General features: G+C 64.4%; 5 protein-coding genes. 4 read left to right on the top strand and 1 reads right to left on the bottom strand.

The window, feature by feature from the left end:
* Nucleotides 1-82: 82 nt before the first annotated feature.
* Nucleotides 83-5,563 (bottom strand): alpha-2-macroglobulin family protein, encoded by a 5,481-nt coding sequence (locus LB524_RS02170; protein ID WP_224523415.1) that lies wholly within the window; start codon nucleotides 5,561-5,563, stop codon nucleotides 83-85.
* Between the two features lie 280 nt (nucleotides 5,564-5,843).
* Between LB524_RS02170 and LB524_RS02165 the strand changes: the two genes are divergently transcribed.
* The 4 genes from LB524_RS02165 to LB524_RS02150 all read left to right on the top strand — a co-directional run bounded on the left by LB524_RS02165 (nucleotide 5,844) and on the right by LB524_RS02150 (nucleotide 16,925).
* The gene (locus LB524_RS02165) at nucleotides 5,844-7,772 is read left to right on the top strand and encodes an autotransporter assembly complex protein TamA (RefSeq protein WP_224523413.1); all 1,929 of its coding nucleotides are present in this window, start codon (nucleotides 5,844-5,846) and stop codon (nucleotides 7,770-7,772) included.
* A gap of 2 nt (nucleotides 7,773-7,774) precedes the next feature.
* Nucleotides 7,775-13,831 (top strand): translocation/assembly module TamB domain-containing protein, encoded by a 6,057-nt coding sequence (locus LB524_RS02160; protein WP_224523410.1) that lies wholly within the window; start codon nucleotides 7,775-7,777, stop codon nucleotides 13,829-13,831.
* A 252-nt stretch (nucleotides 13,832-14,083) separates the two neighbouring features.
* Nucleotides 14,084-15,742, top strand: coding sequence for an ABC transporter substrate-binding protein (locus LB524_RS02155; RefSeq protein ID WP_015317134.1), 1,659 nt, complete (start codon nucleotides 14,084-14,086; stop codon nucleotides 15,740-15,742).
* Nucleotides 15,743-15,890: 148 nt separating this feature from the next.
* Nucleotides 15,891-16,925 carry an ABC transporter permease gene (locus tag LB524_RS02150; RefSeq protein WP_015317135.1) on the top strand — a complete coding sequence of 345 codons (1,035 nt, stop codon included), beginning with the start codon at nucleotides 15,891-15,893 and terminating at the stop codon, nucleotides 16,923-16,925.
* Nucleotides 16,926-16,927 lie beyond the last annotated feature (2 nt).

Below are 16,927 nucleotides of genomic sequence, written 5' to 3'. Positions count from 1 at the left end.
TCCCCGTCTCTATACGGGGAGAAATGCCCGGCAGGGCAATGAGGGGCGGCGCGAACCTCACGTTCATTTCCGCCAAGGCACCTTACGGTGCCTTGATCTCCATCATGCCGGTAGCTGTACGGGCCGAATATTGCGGACGGTACATGTCCTCCACCGTTGCCGCCGGATGGGCATAGGTGCCCGGCGTCACGGCGCGCACAACATAGGCAAGCGTCAGATTGTGGTCGTGGTCGCCATCGGCCGGGTTGAATGCCGCGACGAAGCGATCGTCGCGGAATTCCAGATGCGCGGCGTCGGTCTGTGCCAGCCAGGAGAAGTTCGTCAACTGGGCGCTGGAGACCAGGCCTGGATTGTCGATCTCGAAGCCGGCCGGCAACAGGTCGGTGACCAGCAGGCGCGACGGCCAGCTGTTCTGCTCGGTGACCTTGAGCACGACGACATAGCGTTCGTTCTGGGTTGCCTCGGTCACATTGGCTTCAGTGCCGTCGAGCTTGTAGTAGGTGCGGCTGATGGTGAAGCCGTCACCGCCGGCCGGCAAGGGCTGGATCGGCGACGCCACGGTGGTGACGACGGCCTGCAGCGGGGTCTTGCCGGTGTTGGCGATTTCGAGCGGGCTGTCGATAAGCTCGGAGCCGTTGACCTGGTTGGAATAGCCGCCGGAATGCGGCGCGCCATTGACGGTGAGCGCGATGGAGACGTTGCCCTCCTTCAGCGCGCGCGCCGCCAGCAGCATCCAGGAATCGTCCTGGGTGCTGGTCCAGCGGGCTTCGGCGCGTTCCCTGGTCACCAGTTTGATCAGCTCGGGCACGATGGTCGATACCGGCTTCGATTCCGCCGCCAGCGACAGCATCGCCGCGCCGTCACGCAACGCCGAACCGTAGTCGGAGCGGTACCAGTCGTACTCCGTGCTCGACTTGGCGAGCTGCAGCGCGGTCTTGAACGTCGCCTCTGAACGCTGCGTGTCGCCGTAGAGCGCCAGGCTCGCCGCCAATTGGGCAACGGCCATCGGGCTCGAGAAGGCTTCGAGCTGGGTGTCGGCGTAATAGCGCAGATCGCCGATCGAGGCCTTCTTGTTGCGGGCGAGCACATAGAGGGCGTAGGCGATCTCGCTGCCGCGGTCCTGTACGCTCTGGTCGTAGCCGAGCGAGTTCTGCAGGTTGTTGAGGGCCTGGTTCATCGCCAGAGCCGGCACGTCGTATTTCTGCTCCCGCGCCCTGGTCAGGAATTCGCTGACATAGGCGTCGAGCCACGGGTCGCCGGAGCCCGGGCCCCACAGGCCGAAGCTGCCGCTCGAGGACTGGTAGCTCAGGACCTTGTAGATTGCGTCCTGGACGCGGCCGTGCAGGTCAGGGTCGCTTTCCATGCCGACGCCGGATGCCATCTCGTTGACGTAGAGAAGCGGTATGGCGCGGCTGGTGGTCTGCTCGGCGCAGCCATAGGGGTAGCGATCAAGTGTCATCAGCAGCGAGGGCACGTCGAAGGCTGCCGCCTGCGAAACGCCGACACTGACCGAAGCGCCGTCGAGCAGGCTGGCCGCCAAGAGTTCCTTGTCGACGCGCAGCGCGCCGCCATTGCCCTTGAGGTCGACCACAAGGCGCGTGGTGACAGGCAATTGCGCCGGGCGCACCGGCACATAGAGCGTCTGCTCGACCTTGGTGCCGTCGGCGTGCGCCAGCTTGATGGTGAGCGAGGCATTGCCCGCTGTCCTGGCGATCAGCGGCACGGTCAGCGTCTGGCGCTTGCCCTGGGCGAGCGTCAGCTTCTGGGGCAGGGGCTTGTCGCCCGTCGACAGGTCGCCCGTCGTATCGATCGACAGCGCGTAGTCGCCGGCCGGGCCGTCGGTGTCGGCCACGTCGAGGCGCATGACGGCGTTGTCGCCAGGCGCCAGGAAGCGCGGCAGGCCGGCGGTAATCACTATGGGATCGCGCACGATCACGTCCGCCTGGGCATGGCCGACCGCTTCCTTGGTCCAGGCGACGGCCATGACGCGCACGGTGCCGTTGAACTGCGGGATATCGAAGTCGATCCGCGCCTTGCCGTCGGCATCGAGCTGGACAATGCCGGAGAAGAAGGCAACCAGCTTTTCGGTGGGCGGGCTGCCCTGCGCCTGCATATTGGCGCCGTCGCCGCCGGTCCGGAGCTTGCCGGTGGTGCCCAGCGAGCCATCGATCAGGCGGCCGTAGATGTCGCGGATCTCCATGCCGAGCATGCGCTGGCCGAAGAACCAGTTCTCCGGATCCGGCGCCTTGTAGTTGGTCAAATTGAGGATGCCGACATCGACGGCGGCAACCATGACATAGGCGTTCGTGCCCGGCTGCACGCCGGCCACGGAAACCGGGATCGACAGCTGCTGGCGCGGCACGGTCTTGTCGGGCGGCGTCAGCGTGATGGCGAGCTTCTTGGCGCCCGGATCGACCGTCAGCCACTTCACGCCGATGGCGCGGGCCGGCATGCGCGTTTCCTGCGCATCGCCCGGCCGGAACAGGGTTGCCGTGACATAGGCGCCGGCACCCCAATCGTCACCGACGGGGATATCGACGGTGCTGCCGCCTGCCGGTACGGTCGCCGTTATGGTCTTCAACAGCTTGTCGGAACCGATGTTGATCAGAAGTTCGCCGGCAAAATGCGGCGAGATTTTCAGCTTCGCCACTTCGCCCGCGGCGTAATTGTCCTTGTCGAGCGCGATCTCCAGGCCATCAGGCGTTTCGGTGGTCGTCGAGGCGACATACCAGCCGGCGTCGAACTCGTAGCTGGTCGCCGGCCCCTCAGGATCGGATGTCTCGACCTCGAGCCGGTACTGGCCCCAATCGACCGGCACGGAGACGGTGGCGTCGCCGTCGGCGCCGAGGTCGACCTGGCCGTTGGAAATCGACTTGGTGAAGGAGACCGGCTCGTAGTTCCAGGAGTTGTTGGAGCGGTACCACTGGTAATTGCGTTCGACCTTGACCAGTGTCCATTGCGCGCCTTTCAGCGCCTCGCGCTTGCCGTTGGGATCGACGGCGATCAGGCTGAACTTGGCGGTGCCGCCCTGCGGCACTTCGCCATCGGCGAAGTCCGGTCGGATGCCGATCATATGGCCTTGCGGGCGGATGCCGATGTTGAGCGAGCGCTCGATGGCGCGGCCGCCGGTTTCGCGCATGCGCACCGTCACCTTGCCGTCGACCAACTTGGTGGTCGAGGGCAACTGGTCGACGGTAACAGGGAAGGTCGCCTTGCCGTCATCGCCGACCACCGGCAGGTCGGTGAGCGGCGTGACCGTCGGCTCCGCCGACTGCTCGTCGGCGAGGCCGAAGGAAAAGTTGGGAAAGCGGTCCCAGTCACGAGAGGTCGACAGCGTCAACTCCCCTTCCAGCGCAAGGCCCGCCGCCGGCGCGCCATAGAGGAAGCGGCCGTCAATGTCGATGTTGGCGGTTTCGCCCCGCGCAATCTCCTGCTTGTCGGCTTTCATGTCGAATTCGATGCGATCCGGCACGAAGTCCTCGACCAGGAACATCTGGCTGGCCACCGCCGGCTGCTTGGGATCGGTGTGGATCGACACCGACCATGTGCCGCGCATGGCGTTGGGTTCGAGCGGCAGGTCGACGGCATGGCCGCCGGCCGAGGCGCCGTCACTGACGATGCGGCGGTCCTCGACGCCATCGGGGCGCGAGAAGATGAAGGTCAGCGGCAGGTTCTCGACCGCCTTGCTCGCACCATCGCGGGCAAGGGCGGCGACATGGACGTCCTCGCCGGCGCGGTAGATGCCGCGCTCGGTCCAGGCATAGACGTCGAGCGCGCCTGGTGCCGCGCGTCCGGTGACGCCACGGTCGGACAGGTCGAAGCCGGCCTTGGCCATGTCGAGGAAGACGAAATCATTATCGCCCTGCTTGGCCATCAGCACGGCCGGCACCATGCCGCCGTCACCGCGCGTCAGGCCGGGGTTGAAGACGGCGTGGCCGTCGGCATCCGACGTCGCGGTGCCGAGAACCTCGTTGTTCCTGGCGACCAGCGTCAGTTCGGCGCCGGCAATCGGCTTGGCGCTGCCCAGCGAACGGGCAAAGACATTGAGCCCGTCCTGGCCGGTATAGGTCGACAGGCCGATGTCGGAGACGACGAACCACTGCGTGGCCAGCGAACCGTAGTCGTCGCTCTTGTCGTTGACGGGCTGGGCGGTCAGCACATAGACGCCGGGCTTACGCTGCGGCAGCGCTTCGTCGACCGGGAAGGAGGTGGTGACTTCCTTGTTGAGGTCATTGCCGATGTCGAGCTGGCCCTGCCAGACCGGTGCGCCCATCTGCTCGGAAATGTTGGAGATGTCATAGCCGTCGAGCTGGTGCAGGAACTGGTAGCCCGACAGAAGCTGCGCCAGCGAACGGTCGCCGATGCGGTAGAGCTTCATTTCGGCGGCGTTCATGTTGACGGTGACGACCGGGATGCCGCGACGCGCGCCGGCCGGCAGCACGAAGCTGTCGCCGGTGAAGCGGGCGGACGGCGCGCGGTCCTGCACGTAGATCGACAGCACCACGGGGGCGGCGGTCACTTCGCCGATCGCCGCCGGCAGGCCGGCGCGGAAGGTGACGTCGTAGTGCTGGCCATGCTCCAGGCCCTCCACGCAGATCTGCTTGTCCTTGGCCTCGACGCCCTTGGGCGGCGCGTTGTCGACGGTGACGAACTGCGCGTAGTCGACGCCGGTCTTGATCAGGTCCTCGGAGAATTGCGCGCAGATGCGTGGCGCGCTGGTGTCGGCATCGATGCTGTGATCGACAACGCGGAACCCTTTGCGGGCCTTCAGATCGGCATAGTCGGCCTGGACCGCGGGCGAGCTTTCCAGCGCAAGGCTGGCCTCATAGGCCTGCAGCGCCGGCCGGTAGAGATCGCGCTTGTCGAGGCCGTTGCCGAGCAGCGCCAGCACTTCGGCGCGCGTCTTGGTGGTGCGCAGCAGCTTATAGCCGTTGAAGGCGGCCGACGTGCCGTTTGCCGGCAAGGTCGAGGCTTCGGAGGTGTTGGCGGCAGGCTGCACGGCCAGCGTTTCGCGCGCCAGCTTGAGCCAGAGCTGGCCATCGTCAGGCATGACCGAGACCGCGGCCTCGTATTTCTGCATGGCGGAGCGATGGTCGCCGGTCAACACGGCCTGTTCGGCGGCATTGGTCAGCGCCGCCATGCCCTCTGTCGGCTTGTCGAAGGCCGGGCCGAGCAGCTTGTTGCGGTATTGCTGGGCCTGGTCGGCCATCCAGTTGGGAAAGAAGGCGAGTTCCGGCGGCGCGCCGATGTCGGGATCGCCGTCCATGTTGACGACCTTGCCGGCGACCGCGCCGGTGAAGGATTTCAACTGGTTATAGTCGGATTTGAGAAAGCACCATTTTGCCTTGGTGTTGTAGGTGAAGGCGCGGCAGGCCGGATCGCCGAGGCATGTCGTCTTGCACTGGTCGAGCGTGACGTTCTGGTCGGACCGGAGATCGAAGCCGAAATAATCGGAATTGTCCGTCGTCGCGATCCGCCGGGCCTCGGCCGCTTGCGCGACGCTACCCCAGGCAAGGAAAAAAAGGACGAGAATCGACAGACCACGAGCCGCGCGCATTGCCATTACACCCTCCAGACAATTGCAGACGTCCGGGCATGATCAAGCTTCAGTCGGGCTTGTCAACGCGCGAACGCGGCAGGTGCCGCCTGCCAACGGTTTATTTTCCGGCCAAGGACCGGTATGCGGACAGTAACCTCCATGGGAAAGGGGATCACGCTTTCTTGCGGAAACGCAGAAGGTGTGAATTCCAAGCCCGTCCTATTTCAGACAATTGGATTGTGGCCCCTTTACGAGCGCTTCAGAACTTCATTCCAATTTTAGTTTTACGAACTAGGTTGTCTTAATGCCGGCGTATGAAGAGCGGATGTCAGGAGGGATCGCGCCAGGGCGCGTGCTTCCGCGCGCCCTGCTTTTGGCCATGATGTGCTCGATGGCGCTGCTTTGCGAATCGAGGCCGGCGGCGGCGTTCGAGCTTTTCGGCATCAAGCTGTGGGGATCGTCCAGCGACGAGGACGCCGACATTGTCGATCCCCTGCGCTATACGGTGACCATCTCCGCGCCGGACGCCGACAAGGACCTGGTCAAGAAGCTCGAAAACGCCTCGGCGCTGAAAGGCGACGAGGACCGGCCGGTTTCGGGCTCGCTCGGGCTGATGGCCAAGGCACGCAGCGACCGTGAACAGCTGGTCGCCGCCCTTTATGCCGATGCCCGTTATGAAGGCGTCGTCACCGTCACCATCGACGGCAAGCCGCTCGACGAATTGCCGCCGGACGCCGAATTCAAGGGGCCGCAGCCCATTCCGGTGGCGATCACCATCTCGGCCGGCCCCAAATTCACGCTCGGCAACATCAGGCTGGAAGGCGACGCGGCGGGGCTGATGAGCGCCGATTATGGGCTGATAGCAGGCGGCGACGCCGGATCGGGCGCTGTGCTCAAGGCCGAGGCGCTGATCGTGCGGACGCTGAAGGAGCAGGGCAGGCCGCTGGCCAAGGTGACCGACCGGCAGATCGTCGCCGACCATGCCACTTCGACGCTCGACGTGACGCTGACGGTCGCGGCCGGGCCGGTAGCCGGCTATGGCGCGACCACCGTGGAAGGCACCGAGAAGGTCGACCGCGACTTCACCGAATACATGACTGGGCTGAAGCGCGGCAAGCAGTACTCGCCGCAGGAAATCAGCGACGCGCGCGACAGGCTGCTGGCGCTCGAGGTGTTCAACAGTGTCACCTTCAAGGAAGCCGACAAGCTCGATGCCGACGGCAACATCCCGATCGGCGTTCAGGTCAGCGAGCGCAAGCCGCGTTATTTCGGGCTGGGCGGCACATTCTCGAACACCGAGGGGCTTGGCCTGGAGGGCTACTGGGGCCATCGCAACCTGTTTGGCCGTGCCGAAAAGCTGCGCATCGACGGTGCCATCAGCGGCATCGGCAGCAACAATCTGTCCGAACTGAACTACAACGCCGGCATCATGTTCGAGAAACCCGGCGTCATTGGGCCGGCGTCGAAGTTTTTCGCCAGCGTCAAGACGGTGCTGGAACATCCCGACGCCTACGACCATTTCTCGGTCAAGGGCAGCACCGGCCTGTCTTATGAACTCGACAAGAAGCAGACCGTGTCGGCCGAGGTCGCGCTCGATTATTCGCGCATTCACGACGCCTTCGGCAAGCACAAATACCTGATCGCCAGCATTCCGCTGCAGTATGTCTATGACAACAGAGACAACCGGCTCAATCCGACCACCGGCTTCCGTTTGCTGGCCTATGCCGAGCCGAGCTACGACATTTTGAGCGGTGCGGCCTTCCTCAAGCTGAAGGGCGAAGGGTCGGCCTATCAATCGCTGGACACGGCCTCGAAGTTCGTGCTGGCCGAACGTGTCGCGGTAGGCTCGATCGTCGGTACCGGGCTGCAGAACGTCCCGGCCGACCGGCGTTTTTATTCCGGCGGCGGCGGTTCGGTGCGCGGCTATGCCTATCAGGGCATCGGCCCGAAGGACTTCACCGGCCAGCCGATCGGCGGCCTGTCCTTCTTCGAGACTTCGGTCGAGATGCGCATCGCCGTCACCGACACGATCGGCATCGTGCCGTTCGTCGATGCCGGCACCGTGTCGACCAAGTCGGTTCCCAACTTCTCCGACGTCAAGGTCGGCGCCGGTGTCGGCCTGCGCTACGTCACGCCGTTCGGGCCGCTGCGCATCGACGCGGCCGTGCCGCTCAACCGCGATCCAGGTGATCCGCATTTCGGCATCTATGCCGGCATCGGACAGGCGTTCTGACGATGAAGACGGTCTGGCGCATCCTTCGCATTGTCCTTTACACGCTGCTGATCGTGGTCGCGGGTGCGATCGGCGCGCTGGTCGTGCTGACCAAGACCGAGCGCGGGCGCGACAACCTCGCCGGCATCATTTCGCGGCTGGCTTCAAGCGACGACCGCAAGGTCACCGTCAGCGGCATCAACGGCATCTGGTCGGGTAATCTCAGCGTCGACCATGTCGTGCTTGAGGACCGTGAGGGCGCCTGGCTGGTGGCGCGCAAGGTGGCCGTCGACTGGTCGCCGACGGCACTTCTGTCCAAAAGCTTCAGCGCCGATCGCATCGCCGCCGATCGCGTCGAACTGGCACGCCTGCCGGTGGCCGGTACGCAGCCGCCCGCGCAGAGCGGCACTACGACGCTGCCGGTCTCCATCGACATCAAGCAGATCGAGCTGCCGGAAATCGCGCTTGGCCAGCAACTGGCCGGCAGCGGCATCGCCGAGCTCGCGGCCAAGGGAATGCTCAAGGCCGATGCCGCGCCACTGGCGGTCCAGACGGTGCTCAATGTCACCCGTCACGACGGCAAACAGGGCAATGTCGACGCCAAGATCCATTTCGCACCCGCCGATAACAAGCTGGACCTCGACCTCAAGGCATCGGAGCCGGCCGGCGGCATCATTGCCAACCTGCTCAAGCTGCCGGATGCGCCACCAGTCGATATCGTGGTTTCGGGCAGTGGGCCGCTTGCCAACTGGAGCGGTGTCGGCACCTTCCTCGTCGACCATCGGATCGTCACCCAACTCACCGGCCGTCACCAGCTCACCGACAAGGGCAATCATGTCGAAGCAAAGGGTGACGGCGATTTTGCGCGCTTCCTGCCGGAAAACCTGAAGCCCCTGTTTGCCGGCAAGACCAGCTTCGATGTCGCGGGCACCGCCACGTCGGTCGGCGGTATCAGCATCGACCGGGCCAGCATCGAGAGCGATGCGGTACACGGCACCGCGTCCGGCATTGCCGATCCTGCCGGCGCCAGCGACCTGTCGGTCGAACTCGCCGCCAAGGGCCCGCCCGTGGTGATCAGCGTCGGCAGCAAGGCGCAGCCGATCACGCTGGCGATCAAGAACGCCACCGCGCGCGCCTTCGGCGACGGCAGGGCGCCGATCGTCGACATCGGCGCCTCCTTCGTTTCGATCGTCGCCGGCGGCACGCGGCTGGACGATCTGGCGGCGCAAATCCATTCCGATGGTTTCGATATCCAGAACCGCGCCGGCCCGGTTGCCGTCAAGCTGGAGGCGGGCGGCCTGAAAACCGACGTCGCGACGTTGGCGCCGCTGATCACCGGCAAGGTCAATGTCGATCTGGCCGGTTCGATCAGCAAGGACGCCGTTATTGCCATCGATCAGGGTACGCTGCGCTCCGATGCGGTCAATGCCTCGCTGACGGCGACGGTGGCGCTCGCCGACATGTCGATGCAGCTCAAAATGAATGCCGATGCCGTGGCGACCGCGTTTCCCCAGCAGATCGCCTCGGTGCTCGGCGGGCGGGTGAAATTCTCGGCCACGGCATCGCGCGATCCGCAGGGCTCTTTCGCCGCAAACTCGATCGAACTCACTTCAGGATCGCTCAGCGCCAGCGGTACGGCCAGCATGCAAGGCACTGACATCCAGGCCGACATCAAGGGCAAATTGGGCGATGTCTCGGTGTTGTCGCCGACGGTCGGCGTGCCGGTTGCCGGCGGGGTCGATTTCGCGCTGTCGGCAAGCGGCGCGATGACCGCGCCGGATTTCACCGTTAGCGCCAACAGCGAGAGCCTGACCGCTTCGGGCCGCACGGTGAAGGCCATCAAGCTGAGCGCGAGCGGCAAGGCCGACATAACGAACCCTTCCGCCAACGTCTCGCTGACCGGCGCCGTCAACGACCAGCCGCTCGACATCAAGGCGGCCCTGGTGACCAGCGAGGGCAAGCGTTCGATCAATGGCTTCCTGGTGTCGCTGGGCGACAACAAGGTCTCGGGCGACCTGGCGCTCGACGAAAAGTTCATGCCCCTGGGCACGCTGACGCTCGCCGCACCTGCCATCGACCAGTTGGCCGCGCTCGCCGGCCAGGCGGTGACCGGCGACATCAACGGCACCATCCTGTTCGCCAAGGACGGCGATGCACCGTCCATTGCCATCGATGCCAAGAGCACCTCGGTCGCGCGTGGCGAGGTGACGGCCAAAGCGATCGCCATCAATGCGCTGGTCGCCAATTATCTCAAGGCGCCGGCGATCTCGGGCACCATCAAGGCCGATGCGGTCACTTCGGGAAGCACGGAAATCAGCGGCATCGGCGTCGACCTCAAGCGCGACGGCGACTGGACCGATTTCACTGGTGGCGCGACCATAGCGGGCATTCCTGCAACCGCTGCCGGCCGGGTGAAGATCGCCGAGGGCACGACCAGCGTCGAGATCGCCTCGGGCGAGGCCACCGTTCGCGGCATCAAGGCGGCGGTCGCCGAACCGTCGGCTCTGACCATCGCCGACGGTGCGGCCAAGATCGAGAAGCTGGCGCTCGATATTGGCGGCGGCAAGGTGGCGCTGTCGGGCAGCGCCGGCGAGACGCTCGATCTGGCGGCGCAGGTCTCCGCCTTGCCGGCAGCGCTTGCCAATGCGTTTTCGCCTGGCCTGGATGCCACGGGAATGCTTGACGGTATCGCTGAAGTGAGCGGAGCGCCGGCAATTCCCGATATCCGGTTCAACGCGAAACTGGCCGGTGCCGAGACCAGCCAGACCCGCCAGGCAGGGCTCGGACCGCTCGCCGTCGATGCGGCCGGCAGCTACACGATCGCCGGCGGCGTCGCCCTCGACCATGCAACCCTGTCCGGCGACAAGGTCTCCGGGCAGGCGACAGGCACCATCAATCCGAACGGGGCGAGCGATTTTGCCATCGATCTGACCTCGTCGGGCCCCAGCCTGCCGCTGACCGTCGGCAGCGCCGAGAGCCCCGTCAAGATCGAGGTCCGATCAGTATCGGCTAAAATCGCGGGCGAAAGCACGCATGCCCGACTGGACCTTTCCGTGATCCTGCCCTCGGTCGTTACCAGCCCGGCGAAGGTGGACGGACTGACCCTCGCACTGCACTCGGACGCATTCGATCTCCGGAATCGCGCCGGGCCGGTTTCCGGAACGGTATCGGTGGACAAGGTTGGGCTCGACAATCCAACGATCGCGCCGCTTATCGCCGGCAAGGTCACGGCCGCGCTCAGCGCCCGGCTGAGCGCCGACACTGTGGCTATCGACAGCGGCTCGCTGAAAAGCGATGCGCTGAGCAGCCAGGTGGCCGGTCAGGTATCGCTGCGTGACGGTGCCATCGATCTCAATCTGAAGGCGGATGCGCCATCGTCGGCCTTGCCGGCGGCGACGCGCGGCATGCTTGGCGACCGCGCCCAGATAAGCGCCACGCTGAAGCGCGAACCCAACGGCAATCTCCACATCGGTGGATTGAAGCTGGCTTCCGGCGCGCTAAGCGCCGACGGACAGGCAAGCCTTGCCGACAACAAGATAACCGCCGATATCAGGGGGACGCTGAGCGACATCTCGCCATTGTCGAAGGATGCCACGGGCGCCATCGCCTTCGCGTTGAGCGCGCAAGGGCCGGCCATGGCGCCCGACCTGTCGCTTACCGTCAACAGCGACAGGCTCTCGGTGGCATCGCGCGAGATCACCGGATTGAAGCTCACGGCCACCGGCAAGGCCGATGCCGCCAATCCGGCGGCCAATGTCCAACTCACCGGCAATGTCGCCGGGCAGGCGCTGCAGGGGAGTGCCGTGCTGGCAACGGCGAACGGCAAGAGCGCCATCAACGGCCTGCTGCTGTCGCTGGGCAAGAACCGGATCTCGGGCGATCTGGCGCTGGACGACAAGTTCGTGCCTGAAGGCACCATTTCGCTCGACCTCCCCGACATCGGGCCGCTTGCCGCACTGGCACTGGAAAAGGCCGAAGGCGACGTTCGCGGCACGATCGCCTTCTCCAGGAATGGCGCGGCGCCGCAGGTCGCCATCAAGGCGACGACCGACTCGATCATACGCGGCGACCTGCAGGCGAAGGCCGTCTCGGTCGATGCGCTGATCGCCAATTATCTCGCCGCTCCCGTGATTTCAGGCAAGATCCGCGCCGACACCGTCACCTCGGGCGGTACGGTGATCAGCGGCATCAATGTCGATTTGAAGCGCGATGGCGACTGGACCGGCTTTTCCGGTGGAGCGACGGTCAAGGGCATTCCGGCGCAGGCGGCAGGCCGGGTGAAGGTAGCCAACGGGACGACCACCATCGAGCTTGCTTCAGGCCAGGCGACCGTCCAGGGCATCAAGGCGGCCATCGCCCAGGCCTCGACCGTCAGCATCGCCAATGGCACGACGACGTTGGACAGGCTGGTGCTCAACCTTGGCGGCGGCACCGCGACGGTGACCGGCAAGGTCGGGCAGGCGCTCGACATCAATGCGGTGCTGGCACGCGTGCCGATGTCGCTCGCCAACAGTTTTTCGCCCGGGCTCGATGCCGCGGGTTCCATTTCCGGCACGGTGAAGGTGACGGGCGCACCGGCGAGCCCCGCGGTTGCCTTCAACATAGACGCGGCCGGCGTGCAGACATCGCAGACCCGTGGCGCGGGCGTCGGCGCGGTGAGCGTTTCTTCGTCCGGCACCTTTGCCGGCAACAAGCTGGCCTTCAACGCCAATATCAGCGACGGGGCCGGCCTTGGGCTCAAGGGCGGCGGCACGGTGACGACGGTGGGCACTCCGGCGCTGGCGCTCGACTTCAACGGTGCGGTGCCATTCGGCCTTCTCAGCGAGAAACTTGCCGCGCAGGGCTTGTCGCTGACCGGCAACGCCAACGTCAATGTCCAGGTGCGTGGTCCGGCGACATCTCCGGTGATCGGCGGCAGCGTCAAAACCTCCGGCGCGCGGCTGGTCGATGCACGCTCGGGCCTTGCCATCAACGATATCGCGGCCGATGTCTCGATCGGCAATGGCGTTGCCAGGGTCAATCGGTTGACCGGAACCCTGTCGACGCGCGGCAGCCTGTCGGCCAGTGGCACGGTCGGCATCAATCCGGCGCAAGGATTCCCGGCCGACCTGTCGATCAAGCTCACGGACGGTCGTTATACGGACGGTCGCGTGGTGACCGCCAACCTTGGCGGCGACCTGACGATCAAGGGGCCGCTGACTTCGGCACCGGCGATTGCCGGCACCGTCAACCTGGCCAAGACCGTCATCACGGTCCCGGACAAATTGCCGGGCTCACTCTCGGCGCTCGACGTCAAGCACAAGAATGCGCCGGGTCCGGTCAGGGCGCAGGACAAGGCGCTGCGCCCGGCCACGACCAGCGGCAAGAGCGGTGGCAGCGGCCTTGCACTCGACGTCACGGTCAACGCGCCGAACCAGATCTTCATCCAGGGCCGGGGTGTCGACGCCGAATTCGGTGGCTCGCTCAAGCTAACCGGCCCGGCCTCGTCGCCGCAAGCCGTCGGCACCTTCACCTTGCAGCGCGGCCGGCTGTCGATCCTTGGCAAGCGGCTGACCTTCACCGAAGGCACGGTCGGGTTCTCGGGTTCGCTGGTGCCTTACCTCAATCTGACGGCGACGACGACGACGACCGGCGCGACCGTCACCATCGTGGTGTCGGGCGAGGCGACCAATCCCAAATTCACCTTCAGTTCGGTGCCTGCGCTGCCGGAGGACGAGGTGCTGGCGCAGTTGATCTTCGGGCGGTCGATGTCGAACCTGTCGCCGCTGCAGATCGCGCAGCTGGCCGAGGCCGCCGGACAATTGGCCGGCGTCGGCGGTTCGACGTCGCTTCTGGAAAACCTGCGCAGCGCCATCGGCGTCGACGACCTCGACGTGACCACCGATGATAAGGGCGGCACGGCGGTCTCGGCCGGCAAGTACCTGAACGACCGCACCTATGTGACCATCCAGAAAGGCGACAAGCCGGGTTCCGGCAAGGCGACCATCGATCTCAATGTCGGGCGCGGCGTCAAATTGCGCGGCGAGGCGACGGACGCCGGCGAAGCCAAGGGCGGCATCTTCTACGAGAAGGAATATTGAGGGCCTGGCCTTCATCCTGGCCGCAACTGGCGCTGTCGTAACCAGTGCGAATGTCTCAATTTAATTGCCCGAAGAGATTTTGGCGAAATCTGGGCGCACTAGCAATTTTGCGCCAAGACTGTCGCTATCACGCGAACTGCCCCCCTTCCAAAGTTGCACATTCGCTAACATGTTCCCAATCCATGCCGTCTTTGACATCATGGCCCGGATGCGGAATGTTAATCGGCGGAAAGCCAACAATGGGAGTTAGTCATGACAATCTATAAGAGCAACGGCGACAGCGTTCCGGATCACATCCTGGCGATGGCCGAAGAAGCCAAGTCGGGCAAAGTCGATCGCCGCGAATTCCTCGCGCTCGCCAGCGTCTTCGGTGCCTCGACCGCTATGGCCTACGGCCTGCTCGGCCTTGCCGCTCCGACTCCGGCCAAGGCCGAGGACGTCCAGGGCAAGAAGGGCGGCGTGCTGAAAGTGGCGATGTCGGTCAAGGATCCCAAGGATCCGCGTACCGCCGACTGGTCCGAGATTTCCAACGCCGAGCGCCAGGCGCTCGAGCCGCTGGTGAAATACACCAAGGAGTACACATTCGCTCCATATCTGCTGGCAAGCTGGGACATCAACGACGACGCCACCGAGTACACGCTGCATGTGCGGCCTGGCGTCGAATGGAACAATGGCGACAAGTTCACCGCCGATGACGTGATCTACAATTTCACCCGCTGGGCCGACAAATCAGCCGAAGGCAACTCGATGCCTGGACGTCTCGGCAGCCTCGTCGACGAAAAGACCAAGAAGTTGCGCGAAGGGTCGATCGTTAAGGTCGACGACATGACCGTCAAACTGAAGCTGTCGAAGCCCGACATCGCCATCATCCCGAACCTGTGCGACTATCCCGGCCTCGTCGTCCACAAGAGCTTCGACGAGAAGGGCGCCAACTTCAAGAACTGCCCGATCGGCACTGGTCCGTTCGAGCTCGTCTCCTATGATGTCGGCCAGAAGGTGGTCTACAAGCGCCGCACGACCGGCAAGTGGTGGCAGGGCGAAGCCTTCCTCGACGGCGTCGAGTTCATCGACTACGGCACCGATCCGGCCGCGACCGTTTCGGCCTTCGAATCGGGCGAAGTGCAGACCAACCACGAAACGACCGCCGACTACGTCAAGATCATCGCGGACGTCGGTGCGCCGCCTTCGGAAGTGGTGACCGCGGCTACCGTGGTGTCGCGCTTCAACGTCAACGCCAAGCCTTATGGCGACCAGAAGGTGCGTCAGGCGATGTGCCTGGCCGTCGACAATTCGGTGGTCCTGCAGCTCGGCTACGGCAATGCCGGCACGCCGGCCGAAAACCACCATGTCGCGCCGATCCATCCGGAATATGTCGAACTGCCGAAGATCAAGCGCGACGTCGCCAAGGCCAAGCAGATGCTGACGGAAGCCGGCGTGATCGATTTCGAACACGAGCTGATCAGCAACGACGAGGACTACCACAAGAACACCACGGACGCGATCGCGGCCCAGCTGCGCGAGGCCGGCATCAAGGTGAAGCGCACCGTGCTGCCGAGCTCGACCTTCTGGAACGACTGGACGAAGTATCCATTCTCGGAGACCAACTGGAACATGCGTCCGCTTGGCATCCAGGTCATCGCCATCGCCTACCGCTCGGGCGAAGCCTGGAACGAGACGGCCTATGCCAATCCGGACTTCGACAAGAAGGTCAACGAGGCGCTCGGCATCGCCGATGCGGAGAAGCGCAAGGTGGTGATGAAGGACATCGAGCAGATGCTGCAGGATTCCGGCATCATCATCCAGCCTTACTGGCGCAAGCTCTACATCAACATCAAGCCCGAGGTGAAGAACCACTCGATGCACCCCACCTACGAGCACGATTTCGGCAAGGTCTGGCTCGATCAGGCGTGACCGCTGCTTGATGAATATGAGGGGCGCCTGCCCCTCATATTCGCAGGATCGTCGCCGTTGCATTGGATGCAGCGGCGGCGGGACGCTACAAGGTTTTCGTCACAGGGTTGACCATATCTGACCCCAACCCGGCCGGCAGGGGGGCACAATGTTCTCATTCATCATCAGACGCATCGGCACGATACTGCTCACGATGCTGTGCCTGACGCTGGTCGTCTTCTTCCTCGTCAATCTCGAACCCAATCTGAAAAAGCTGGCGATCAGCCAGACCGAAATGCACACATCGGCGGAGCAACTTGAAAGCTGGCTGGTCAATCACGGCTATCGCCAGAATTTCTTCGTTCGCTATGGCCAGTGGCTCGGCGTCGTGCCCAAGCAGCCGATCACGGATCCGGCGACCGGAAAGACCACGCAGCGCTTCTCCTTCTGCAATGACCCGGCCGTGCCGACATTCTCCGGCGTGATCGAGGGTGATTTCGGCTGCTCGACCAAGTTCAAGACCACGGTCGCGGCCAAGCTGTTCCCTGCGCTGGGCGCTACCGGCATTCTGATGCTCTGCGTGCTGGGCGTAATGGTGCCGGTGTCGCTGCTGGTTGGCATCCTTGCCGGCATGCGGGAGGGGTCGCGCACCGATCGCGTGCTGTCGATCGCCTCGATCGCCTCGACGGCGACGCCTGAATATGTGTCGGGTGTCATCTTCACCGTCATCTTCGCCTCCTGGCTCGGCTGGCTGAACGGGTCGGCCGCCTCAGCAAGCCAGGGCATCACGTTCTACAATTTCACCCTGCCGGTGATCACGCTGGCGATCTACGGCATCGGCTATATCGCACGCATGACACGCGCCTCGATGGTCGAGGTGATGACGCAGCAATATATCCGCACGGCACGCCTGAAGGGGCTTTCCTTCAAAAGCGTCGTGGTCAAGCACGCGCTGCGCAACGCGTTGATCGCACCGTTCACCGTCATCATGCTGCAGTTCCCCTGGCTGCTCACCGGCGTCGTCATCGTCGAGGTGATGTTCCGCTACCAGGGCTTCGGCTACACGCTGGTCGAGGCCGCCGGCAACAACGACATCGATCTTCTGCTCGGCTGTTCGCTGGTCTCGGTGTTCATCGTGCTGATCACCCAGCTCATTTCCGACGTCGGCTACGCATTCCTCAATCCGCGCATCCGCGTTCAGTAGGG

Source organism: Mesorhizobium sp. ESP6-5 (assembly GCF_020164695.1).
GTDB lineage: Bacteria > Pseudomonadota > Alphaproteobacteria > Rhizobiales > Rhizobiaceae > Mesorhizobium > Mesorhizobium australicum.
Note: the sequence above shows the minus strand (reverse complement) of the source record. Positions and strands in the feature narration are given on the sequence as shown.